Here is a 9798-nt window from a genome sequence, read left to right on the forward strand (position 1 = left end):
CGTCACAGCAGCCAGGCCTCCTCGGCGCGGGCCACGTAGGCGGCGAACCGCTCGCCGGGCTCGCGCCGCTCCAGGTAGCCGCGCAGCACGCGCTCGCAGTAGTCCGCCGTCTCGGCCTTGGTCACCTTGTGGCCGCGGAACTTCCGGCCGAAGGCGGCGTCGACGCCGAGGTGGCCGCCCAGGTGCACCTGGAAGCCCTCGACCATCTCGCCGTTCTCGTCGCGGACCATCGAGCCCTTGAACCCGATGTCGGCGGTCTGGAAGCGGGCACAGCTGTTCGGGCAGCCGTTGACGTTGATGCCGATCGGCTCGTCGAAGCCGGGCAGCCGCTTCTCCAGCTCGGCGTAGAGGTCCTGGGCGTGCTGCTTGGTCTCGACGATCGCGAGCTTGCAGAACTCCAGGCCGGTGCAGGCCATGGTGCCGCGGCGGAAGGCGCTCGGGCGCACGAGCAGGTCGTGCTCGGCGAGCGCGGTGACCAGGTCCTCGACGTGCTCGTCCGGCACGTCCAGGATCACCATCTTCTGCTGGGTCGTCGTCCGGATGCGGCCCGCGCCGTACTCGTCCGCGAGGTCGGCGATCCGGGTGAGCACCGTCCCGGTGATGCGGCCGGTGCGCAGCGCGAAGCCGACGGCGTTGCGGCCGTCCTTCTGCCTCGCGACGCCGACGTGGTCGCGGGACTCGTTCTTCGGCGGCGCGGCCGCGGGGCCGTCGGGCAGCGCGCGGTGCAGGTACTCGTCCTGCAGCACCTGCCGGAACCTCTCCGGGCCCCAGTCGGCCATGAGGAACTTGATCCGGGCCCGGTTGCGCTGCCGGCGGTAGCCGTAGTCGCGGAAGACCGAGGTGCAGGCCGCCCACACCTCGGTGACCTCCTCGGGCCGCACGAACACGCCGACGCGCTGGGCGAACATCGGGTTGGTCGACAGGCCGCCGCCGACCCACAGGTCGTAGCCGGGCTCGCCGTCGGGGCCCACGACGCCGACGAAGGAGACGTCGTCGATCTCGGGCTCGGTGCAGTGGTCGACGCAGCCGGACATCGACGTCTTCCACTTGCGCGGCAGGTTGCTGAACTCCGGGTCGCCCACGTAGCGGGCCACTGTCTGCGCCATGACCTCGGTGGCGTCGACGACCTCGTCCTCGAGGACACCGGCCAGCGGGCAGTTGAGCATGCCGCGCGGGGTGTCGCCGCAGGCCTCGGTGGTCGTCATGCCGACGGCCTCGAGCCGCTCCCAGATCTCGGGGACGTCCTCGATGCGGATCCAGTGGTACTGGACGTTCTGCCGGTCGGTGACGTCGGCGACGTCGCGGCCGAACTCGGTGCTGATGGCGCCGAGCGTGCGCAGCTGCTCGCTGGTCAGCGCCCCGCCGTCGGTGCGCACCCGCATCATGAAGTACGAGTCCTCGAGCTCCTCGGGCTCCAGCACGGCGGTCTTGCCGCCGGGGATGCCCGGGGCCCGCTGGGTGTAGAGGCCCATCCACCGCATCCGGCCGCGCAGGTCGCCGGGATCGATGCCGTCGAAGCCGGTCCGCGAGTAGATGTCGAGGATCCTCTGACGGACCTCGAGCCCGTCGGAGTCCTTCTTCATCCGCTCGTTCGGGTTCAGCGGCTCCCGGTAGCCCAGCGCCCACTGGCCCTGGCCGCGCTGGGGCGCGTCACGGCGCGTCGGCCGGTTGCTCGGACGGGGAGGTGCGGACACGGTGCACTTCTTCCTGCGCCGTCCGCGCCGGTCTGCACCCGCGCGGGAGGGCGCTGCCAGGTCGGGGTCGCGGCTCCGGGCCGCGGGGGAGGACTGGTGGTCAGCGCGAGGCGCGACAGGCGGCGCTGCTGACGAGAGCGAGGTCGACGTGCAGACGCGCGACGAGGAGGCTGCCGCGGTCCGTCACGCCCCCATGGTCGCACACGTCCGGCCCCGGCCGGTGTGAGCTCGGGGGCGCCGCTCTCAGGGGCGCCGCTCAGGGGGCGTCGTCGCCGAACGAGCGCCAGGCGCTCTCCACGGCGGCGAGCTCCGCCACGTACCCCGGCAGCTTCCCCGCGACGACGTCGGCGAGCGTGACCTCCTCCAGCACCCGCCGGTAGGCGGCGCGCGCGGCGACCCACACGCTGGCCAGCTCCTCGGCGGCGCCGGGGTAGCTGACGTCCTCGGGCCGCTGCCCGTGCACCTCGGCGAGGAAGCCCTGCTCCACCCGCATGACCCGGGCGATGGAGATCTCCGACGGCGGCAGCGCCAGCCGGTACCCGCCCTCGCGGCCCCGCTGGCTGGTGACCAGCCGGGCGTGCTGGAGGTCGCCGAGGATCCCCTGCAGGAAGCGGGAGGGGAGGCCCTGGTTGGTCGCGATCCGGTCGCAGGTCAGCGCGCCCGGCGCCGCGGCGGCCAGCTCGAGGGCCGCGCGGACGGCGTAGTCGACCCGGGCGGTGATGCGCACGGTGCTCCCTCCTGCGGACCGGCTGCCGGGTCCCGCGGGCCCATCCTGCCCGGTCTGCCAGGGTGACGGCGTGTACCGGCTGCGCTTCACCACGGTCGTGGCGGCGCCGCTGACCGTCGCCTTCGACGTCGCCCGGGCCCTCGGCCGCCCCTGGCCGTTCCCGCTGGAGGAGGTCGAGTCGGTCCGCCCGGTGCGCGACCTCTACGCCGCCGGGCCGGGACGGGGGTGGCGCCGCCTCACCCACGAGCGGCGGTTCACCGCGACCGGGGCCGGCACCGTCGTCGACGAGCAGGTCGACTGGGACACCGGCCTGCCCGGGGCGCTCGGCGGCCTGGTCGACCAGACCGTGCTGCGCCGGCGGGTGCTGCGGGCGATGCGCCGGCACCTCGACGGCTACGCCGCCGCGGCCGCGCTGCGCGCCCTCGACGTCGTCCAGGTGGTCGGCGCGGCGGTCGTCCGCGGGGACCGGGTGCTGGTCGCCCAGCGCGGGTCGGGGCCGCTGGCGGGACTGTGGGAGTTCCCCGGCGGCAAGGTGGAGCCGGGGGAGGACGACGTCGCGGCGCTGGTCCGCGAGTGCGTCGAGGAGATGGGGGTCGTGGTCGCGCCGCAGGCATTCCTCGGCGAGGTGCCGCTGGACGGCTCGGTGGCCGGCGGGGCGCCCGGCGCCTCGACGCTGCGGGTCTGGTGGGCCCGGCTGGCCTCGGGCGAGCCGGTGGCGCACGAGCACCGCGAGCTGCGCTGGGTGGGCGCCGCCGACCTCGACGGCCTGGACTGGATCGCCGCCGACCGCCCCCTGCTGCCCGCGGTCCGCGACCTGCTCGCCCGCCTCTAGACGCACGAGGGGCGCCGTCCCGTGCGGGACGGCGCCCCTCGCGAGGTGCGCGGACGACCTCGGGACGAGGTCCTCCGCCCTACTTCTTGAAGACGTCCTTGACCTTCTCGCCGGCCTGCTTGAGGTTGCCGGCGGCCTTGTCGTTGGCGCCCTCGGCCTGCAGGTCGCGGTCGCCCGTGGCCTCGCCGACGCGCTCCTTGCCCTCGCCCGCCAGCTCCTGGGCCTTGTTCTGCAGCTTGTCGATGCCGCTCACGGTGGACTCCTCCCTCTCGGATGGCCGAGGAGTACCCGGGAGTAGGGTGACCACACCCGGTTCGCCCGAACGGCGGAGATCCTCCGGGGTGAACGACTGCGGACCGCAAGCCCTGCTGTCCGCGCCCTCGTCGACCGCTGCTGTTGCAGCGGTGTGACAGGAGTCGTGAGCCTCGGTCACAAATCGGTTGCGGTCGTGGACGGTCCTCGTCGGGGGTGCCTAGGGTCGCCCACGGCGTTCCGGGTCCGTTCCGTGGTGTTCACCCGGAGGACGCCGGCGCCCGGCCAGTGCAACCGGGTGCGCAGTGTCCCGGTATGCAGAGACCAGTCCGTTCCCCCCGCACGCGCGGGACGAGGGAGGCAACACACGTGAAGTTGAGCAAGCGCCGGTCGGCGCTCGTCGCCGTCGGCCTGTCCGGCGCCCTCCTGCTGTCCGCCTGTGGCGGCGGCAGCGACGACAGCGGCTCCGGCGACAGCGGCAGCGGCGGCGCGAGCGGCGGCACCTTCAGCGTCTACATCGGTGAGCCGGAGAACCCGCTCGTCCCGGGCAACACCACGGAGTCCGAGGGCGACCAGGTCGTCAACTCGCTGTGGACCGGCCTCGTGAAGTACGCCGAGGACGGCTCCGTCGAGTACTCGGGCGTCGCCGAGTCGATCGAGTCCGACGACAACACCACGTGGACCGTGACGCTCAAGGACGGCTGGACCTTCCACGACGGGACGCCGGTCAACGCCGAGTCCTTCGTCAACGCGTGGAACTACACCGCCTACAGCCCGAACGCCCAGGGCGCCGCGTCCTACCTGTCGCGGATCGCGGGCTACGCCGACCTGCAGGCGCCGACCGACGACGCCGGCAACGTGACCGGTGAGCCGGCCGCCCAGCAGATGAGCGGCCTGCAGGTCGTCGACGACCGCACCTTCACGGTGACGCTGTCCTCGCCGTTCTCGAACTTCCCGGCGGTCGTGGGCTACAACTCCTTCTACCCGCTGCCGCAGGCGTTCTTCGACGACCCCGAGGGCTTCGGCACCCGTCCGATCGGCAACGGCCCCTTCCAGGCGGAGGAGGACTTCGTCCCCGGTCAGGGCATCACCCTGACCCGTTACGACGACTACTCCGGTGACGACGCCGCCCAGGCCGACGCCGTCCAGTACGTCGTCTACGCCGACGTCAACACCGCCTACACCGACGTGCAGGCCGGCAACCTCGACATCGTCGACGTCATCCCGCCCGACGTCATCCAGTCGGCGCAGGACGAGTTCGGCGACCGGTTCATCGAGACCGAGTCCTCGCAGATCACCTACCTCGGTTTCCCGACCTACGACCAGCGCTTCGCCGACCCGCGGGTCCGCCAGGCGATCTCGATGGCCGTCGACCGGGAGGCCATCTCCGAGGCGATCTTCCAGGGCACCCGTGCCCCGGCCGACTCGTTCATCCCGCCGGTCGTCGACGGCTACCGCGAGGGCAGCTGCACCTACTGCACCTTCGACCCCGACCAGGCCAACCAGCTGCTCGACGAGGCCGGCTTCGACCGCAGCCAGCCGGTCGACCTGTGGTTCAACGCGGGTGCCGGCCACGACGCGTGGATGGAGGCCGTGGGCAACCAGCTGCGCGAGAACCTCGGCGTCGAGTACGTCCTGCAGGGCAACCTGGACTTCTCCGAGTACCTGCCGCTCGGCGAGTCGAAGGGCTGGACCGGCCCGTTCCGCTACGGCTGGAGCTTCGACTACCCGGCCCCGGACAGCTACCTGACCCCGCTGTTCACGACGTCCTCGCTGGCGCCGGCCGGTTCGAACTACTCCTTCTGGACCAACCCCGAGGTCGAGAGCCTGATCACCCAGGGTGACCAGGCCGAGAGCCCCGAGGCCGGCGTGGAGGACTACCAGGCGGCGGAGGACATCATCGCCGAGGAGATGCCGATGGCGCCGATGTTCTTCACGGAGATCCAGTCCGTGACCTCCGAGAACGTCTCCAACGTCCGCCTGGACCTGTTCCAGCGGATCGTCACCTCCGAGGTCACCGTCAACAACGCCTGACCCGACCCCGCAGGACCCGCACCACCCGCCGGGGGCGCCCGTCCGACCAGGACGGTCGCCCCCGGCGGCGCGTGTGCGGGGCCCTGCGGGCACGATGGACACCGGCGCCGCCGCAGCCCCGGCGGCGCACACACCCCGAGGGGGACCATGGGCCGCTACGTCGCGCGCCGCCTGTTGCTCACCATCCCGGTCCTGCTGGGCGCGTCTTTCCTGATCTTCGCGATGGTGTACGCCCTGCCGGGCGACCCCATCCGCGCGCTGGGGGGTGACCGACCGCTCTCCCCGGCCGTCATCGCCGAGCTCCGCGAGCGGTTCAACCTCAACGACCCGCTCTACGTCCAGTACTGGGAGTACCTGAAGAACCTGTTCCAGGGGGACCTCGGCACCGACTTCCGCGGCCGTCCCGTGATCGACACGATCGAGCGGACGCTGCCGGTCACCGTCCAGCTGGCCGTCGTGGCCATCGTCTTCGAGGCCGTCATCGGCCTGATCGCCGGCGTCATCGCCGGCATCCGGCGGAACAGCTTCTTCGACAGCCTGGTGCTGGTCTCGACGACGCTGATCGTCTCGATCCCGATCCTGGTGCTGGCCTTCGTCGCCCAGCTGCTGTTCGGCCTGAAGCTCGGCTGGTTCCCGATCGCCGGGACGAACGAGGGGCTCTACAGCTACGTCCTGCCGGGCCTGGTGCTGGCCTCGGGCTCGCTCGCGTACGTCGCCCGGCTGACCCGCACGAGCATCGCCGAGAACCTGCGCGCGGACTACGTCCGGACCGCGCGGGCGAAGGGCCTGCCGGGCCGGACGGTCATCGTCCGGCACACCCTGCGCAACAGCCTGATCCCGGTCGTCACCTTCATCGGCGCGGACATCGGGACGCTGCTGGGCGGGGCGATCGTCACCGAGACGGTGTTCAACCTGCCCGGCATCGGCCGGGAGGTCTTCAACTCCGTCCGGGCCCAGGAGGGCGCGGTCGTCGTCGGCATCGTCACCCTGATGGTGTTCTTCTTCATCTTCTTCAACCTGGTCGTCGACGTGCTCTACGCCGTCCTCGACCCGAGGATCCGCTATGACTGAGCAGCAGCAGTTGGACCTGCGCAAGGACGAGGTCGAGGCCGGCACCACCACCGGTCTGGCCAGCCCCTCGGTCGACGTCACCAAGGAGCGGCAGAACAGCCTCTGGAGCGACGCCTGGGGCGACCTCAAGCGCAACCCGCTGTTCTGGATCGGTGCCGTCCTGGGCGTCTTCTTCCTCCTGATGGCGCTGTTCCCGCAGCTGTTCGCCCGGGGCGCCGACCCGCGGTCCTGCGACCTGAGCAACTCCCAGGGCCGGCCCTCGGCGCAGCACTGGTTCGGGTTCGACCAGCAGGGGTGCGACTACCTGGCCAACGTCGTCTATGGAGCGCGCGGCTCGCTGATCATCGGCGTGACCGCCGTGCTGGTGGTGCTGGTGCTCGGCGTCATCGTGGGGGCCATCGCCGGCTACGCCGGCGGCTTCACCGACGGGATCCTGTCCCGGATCGCCGACATCTTCTACGCGCTGCCGCTGATCCTCGGCGCGCTGGTGCTGCTGCGGGTCGGGCCGGCCACCGACATCCCGATCATCAACAGCCGCGGCCCCGGGGCGGTCGCCATCGCCCTGGCGCTGTTCGGCTGGATGACGGCGATGCGGCTGGTCCGCTCCCAGGTCATCGCCGTGAAGAGCCAGGACTACGTGGCCGCGGCCCGCGCGATGGGCGCCTCGAGCCGGCGGATCCTGGTCCGGCACATCCTGCCCAACGCGGTGGCGCCGGTGCTGGTCTACGCGACCATCACCATCGGCGTGCTGATCGCCGCGGAGGCGACGCTGACCTACCTCGGTGTCGGTCTGCAGCGACCGGCGATCTCCTGGGGCCTGCAGATCGCGGCGGGCCAGAGCCAGGTCCGCAGCGCACCGCACCTGGTGCTGTTCCCCAGCCTGATCCTGACCCTGACCGTGATGGCGTTCGTGATGATGGGTGACGCCCTGCGCGACGCCCTCGACCCGAGGCAGCGCGCATGACCAACCTCGACCTGACCAAGCCGACCGCGGAGCTCGCCGGGCAGGGCACGCCCCTGCTCGAGGTCGACGACCTGCACGTGGAGTTCCGCACCCGCTCGGGCACGGTGCACGCCGTCAACGGCGTGAGCTACAGCCTGGCGGCGGGGGAGACCCTGGCCATCCTCGGCGAGTCCGGCTCCGGCAAGTCCGTGTCGGCCCAGGCGATCATGGGGATCCTCGAGACCCCGCCCGCGGTCATCACCGGCGGCGGCATCTGGTTCCAGGGCAAGAACATGCTGGAGATGTCCGCCGAGGACCAGCGGAAGATCCGCGGCCCGGGCATCTCGATGATCTTCCAGGACGCCCTGTCGTCGCTGAACCCCGTGTACAGCGTGGGCTTCCAGATCGGCGAGATGTTCCGGGCGCACCGGGGGATGAGCAAGAAGGAGGCCCGCAAGCGGGCCATCGAGCTCATGGACCGGGTGCGGATCCCGGCCGCGGCCCGCCGCGTCGACGACTACCCGCACCAGTTCTCCGGCGGCATGCGCCAGCGCGTGATGATCGCCATGGCCATCGCCCTGGACCCGCGGATCCTCATCGCCGACGAGCCGACCACCGCCCTCGACGTCACCGTGCAGGCGCAGGTCATGGACCTGCTCAAGGACCTGCAGGACGAGACGGGGATGGGGCTGATCCTCATCACCCACGACCTCGGCGTGGTCAACGAGGTCGCCGACAACGTCGCGGTCATGTACGCCGGCGAGATCGTCGAGCGGGGTACCGTCGACGACGTCTTCACCCGCCCCGCGCACCCCTACACCGAGGGGCTCATGGGCTCGGTGCCGCAGGTCGAGGCCAAGGGCGGGCGGCTGCAGCCGATCGCCGGCCAGCCCCCGAACCTCGCGCGCATCCCCAGCGGCTGCCCGTTCCACCCGCGGTGCCCGCACCGCCGGCTCGGCGACGCTGCCGCGCCGGGGCGGGAGTGCGCCGGCGACGTCCCGCCGCTGCGGCTGGTCGTGCCGGGACGCGAGGCGGCGTGCCACTACAGCGAGGAGGTCCTCGGTGTCGCAGCCGAGTGAGTCCGGCGCCACCGCGGCGTCGTCCCTGTCGAAGTCGTCGCCGTCCACCGAGGCGGTGCCGGTCAACGCGTCGCTGGCCAAGCCGGCGTCGGCGGGGGCCCGCGGCGCCATGGGGGAGACGCTGCTCGAGATCCGCGGGTTGCAGAAGCACTTCCCGCTGACGCAGGGCATCGTCTTCAAGCGCACGATCGGCCACGTCCGCGCGGTCGACGGCGTGGACCTGACCCTGCGCCGCGGCGAGACCGTGGGCCTGGTGGGCGAGTCCGGTTGCGGCAAGTCGACGGTGTCCAAGCTGATCGTGGCGCTGGAGCGGCCGACCGCCGGGGCGATCCTCTACAAGGGCAAGGACGTCGCCCGCATGGGCGGCCGGGCCCTCAAGGACTACCGGCGCGAGGTCCAGATCATCTTCCAGGACCCCTACGCGTCGCTGAACCCGCGGATGACCGTCGGGGACATCGTCGCCGAGGGCTGGGCCGTGCACGACGACGTCGCCCCGAAGAAGGGCCGGCTCAAGCGGACGCAGGAGCTGCTCGACCGCGTCGGCCTCAACCCCGACTACGTCAACCGCTACCCGCACCAGTTCTCCGGCGGCCAGCGGCAGCGCATCGGCATCGCCCGCGCGCTGGCGCTGCAGCCGGAGGTCATCGTCTGCGACGAGCCGGTGTCGGCGCTCGACGTCTCCGTGCAGGCCCAGGTCGTCAACCTGCTCGAGGACCTGCAGGACGAGTTCGGCCTGTCCTACCTGTTCATCGCGCACGACCTGTCGGTGGTGCGGCACATCTCCGACCGGGTCGCGGTGATGTACCTCGGCAGCATCGTGGAGGAGGGCACCGACGAGGAGGTCTACGCCTCGCCGTCGCACCCCTACACCCAGGCGCTGCTGTCCTCGGTGCCGCTGCACGAGCCGGCCCTGCGCGGGCAGAAGGACCGGATCCTGCTGCAGGGCGACGTCCCCAGCCCCGCCGACCCGCCGTCGGGCTGCCGCTTCCGCACCCGCTGCTGGAAGGCGCAGGACGTCTGCGCCCAGCAGGCCCCGGCGCTGGTCGACCGCGGCCAGGGCCACCCGAGCGCCTGCCACTTCGCCGAGGCCCGGATGGTCGTCCCGGTCGACGCCGAGTAACACCCCCGCTCCACGACGACGGCGCGGTGGCCACCCCGGGGTGGCC

9 protein-coding genes are annotated in these 9798 nt (G+C 72.0%); 6 read left to right on the forward strand and 3 right to left on the reverse strand.

What is annotated here, in order from left to right:
• Positions 1-2: 2 nt before the first annotated feature.
• Both ACI798_RS21735 and ACI798_RS21740 read right to left on the reverse strand, forming a co-directional pair.
• Positions 3-1694, reverse strand: a complete 1692-nt coding sequence (locus tag ACI798_RS21735; protein ID WP_456943422.1) for a nitrite/sulfite reductase — start codon at positions 1692-1694, stop codon at positions 3-5.
• A gap of 256 nt (positions 1695-1950) precedes the next feature.
• The gene (locus tag ACI798_RS21740; RefSeq protein WP_456943423.1) at positions 1951-2421 is read right to left on the reverse strand and encodes an RrF2 family transcriptional regulator; all 471 of its coding nucleotides are present in this window, start codon (positions 2419-2421) and stop codon (positions 1951-1953) included.
• Positions 2422-2491: 70 nt separating this feature from the next.
• Between ACI798_RS21740 and ACI798_RS21745 the strand changes: the two genes are divergently transcribed.
• On the forward strand, positions 2492-3253 hold the full coding sequence (locus ACI798_RS21745) for a (deoxy)nucleoside triphosphate pyrophosphohydrolase (protein ID WP_456943424.1): 762 nt from the start codon (positions 2492-2494) through the stop codon (positions 3251-3253).
• Between the two features lie 79 nt (positions 3254-3332).
• Here the strand turns inward: ACI798_RS21745 and ACI798_RS21750 are convergent, their stop codons facing one another.
• Positions 3333-3506 (reverse strand): CsbD family protein, encoded by a 174-nt coding sequence (locus ACI798_RS21750; protein WP_456943425.1) that lies wholly within the window; start codon positions 3504-3506, stop codon positions 3333-3335.
• Positions 3507-3874: 368 nt separating this feature from the next.
• Between ACI798_RS21750 and ACI798_RS21755 the strand changes: the two genes are divergently transcribed.
• The 5 genes from ACI798_RS21755 to ACI798_RS21775 all read left to right on the forward strand — a co-directional run bounded on the left by ACI798_RS21755 (position 3875) and on the right by ACI798_RS21775 (position 9752).
• Positions 3875-5539 carry a peptide ABC transporter substrate-binding protein gene (locus tag ACI798_RS21755; RefSeq protein WP_456943426.1) on the forward strand — a complete coding sequence of 555 codons (1665 nt, stop codon included), beginning with the start codon at positions 3875-3877 and terminating at the stop codon, positions 5537-5539.
• A 147-nt stretch (positions 5540-5686) separates the two neighbouring features.
• On the forward strand, positions 5687-6610 hold the full coding sequence (locus ACI798_RS21760) for an ABC transporter permease (RefSeq protein WP_456943427.1): 924 nt from the start codon (positions 5687-5689) through the stop codon (positions 6608-6610).
• The gene (locus ACI798_RS21765; RefSeq protein ID WP_456943428.1) at positions 6603-7574 is read left to right on the forward strand and encodes an ABC transporter permease; all 972 of its coding nucleotides are present in this window, start codon (positions 6603-6605) and stop codon (positions 7572-7574) included. Before ACI798_RS21760 ends, ACI798_RS21765 begins: the two co-directional genes overlap by 8 nt.
• On the forward strand, positions 7571-8632 hold the full coding sequence (locus ACI798_RS21770; RefSeq protein WP_456943429.1) for an ABC transporter ATP-binding protein: 1062 nt from the start codon (positions 7571-7573) through the stop codon (positions 8630-8632). Before ACI798_RS21765 ends, ACI798_RS21770 begins: the two co-directional genes overlap by 4 nt.
• Positions 8616-9752, forward strand: coding sequence for an ABC transporter ATP-binding protein (locus tag ACI798_RS21775; protein WP_457048934.1), 1137 nt, complete (start codon positions 8616-8618; stop codon positions 9750-9752). The genes ACI798_RS21770 and ACI798_RS21775 overlap by 17 nt, the downstream gene beginning before the upstream one ends.
• Positions 9753-9798: the final 46 nt, after the last annotated feature.

The organism is Geodermatophilus sp. SYSU D01045, from assembly GCF_054050295.1.

What these genes read in the sequence shown, in the direction of transcription:
- ACI798_RS21760 (WP_456943427.1), top strand. Translation starts at nt 5,687, where the DNA reads ATGGGCCGCTACGTCGCGCGCCGCCTGTTGCTCACCATCCCGGTCCTG.
- ACI798_RS21765 (WP_456943428.1), top strand. Translation starts at nt 6,603, where the DNA reads ATGACTGAGCAGCAGCAGTTGGACCTGCGCAAGGACGAGGTCGAGGCC.
- ACI798_RS21770 (WP_456943429.1), top strand. Translation starts at nt 7,571, where the DNA reads ATGACCAACCTCGACCTGACCAAGCCGACCGCGGAGCTCGCCGGGCAG.